Annotated in this window: 1 protein-coding gene; it reads right to left on the reverse strand. The window is 43.7% G+C overall.

Going from position 1 to position 812, the window contains the following annotated elements; genetic code table 11:
* On the reverse strand, positions 1–812 hold an 812-nt coding region (locus F752_RS24795; protein WP_017733713.1), incomplete at both ends, for a carboxypeptidase-like regulatory domain-containing protein.

The raw sequence follows: 812 nt of genomic DNA on the forward strand, positions 1-812 counted from the left end.
GTAATTGCAAGAGGATCGTCCTCTTTTAGGATAAAGTCACTCCCCTTTGCCTGTATAATTTCTCTGGCCCTACGGATTTCCTCTTCGCCTGGTCTGTTTGGGTTTGGTTTTCGGACCAGTCGGCGAAGGACAAAACCTTCCTCCTCAAGCTTCTGTGCCCGCAGAGAACGGACAAAATGCATGACAGACCCATTATAGGCTTTAAGCCGCTTGCGTTCATACTTTTTCATTTTAGCCCTGCCAGCTTGCATTTCCTCAAAGTTAGGATAGCCTGAATAAGCAAGGTAGTGCTCAAACATAGAGTACTTGTAGTCAGCCAACAGATAATTTATCCGGTATCCTAATTCCGGGTTTTCAATTTTAAGTAAGTCCCTGGCTTTTACTTTCAGCACCCCTGTAGCAGGATCAAAGTCAATAATGAGCACTTCCGGGTTCAGCAGCTTACATCTTTGAGCATTTTTACTGGTGCCTAAGAAAGAATCTTTGAACACTTTCAGGTTTTGGTACCATGAAATGTCTCTTTTGGCTTCAACCTTTACCTCATTCAGCAATTCCTCACTTGCTGAGAGTTTAAAGAGAAAAGGAGGTAGCTCTCCTTCAGCCTTCACCTGGTGAATAATTGGGGTGTAACCGAGGTAAGAGACAACAATTTCATATTCGCCAGGAGGAGCTGAAATATTAAACTCACCCGACTGATTAGTAACAGCACCAAAGGTAGTGCTGTTGAGATACACCGTTACATACTCCAGTGGCTCATTATTGCTGTTATCTACCACCCTGCCTTTTATCTTTACCTGCTGAGCCAGAGAAAG

The organism is Nafulsella turpanensis ZLM-10 (assembly GCF_000346615.1).
In the GTDB taxonomy this organism is placed as follows: domain Bacteria; phylum Bacteroidota; class Bacteroidia; order Cytophagales; family Cyclobacteriaceae; genus Nafulsella; species Nafulsella turpanensis.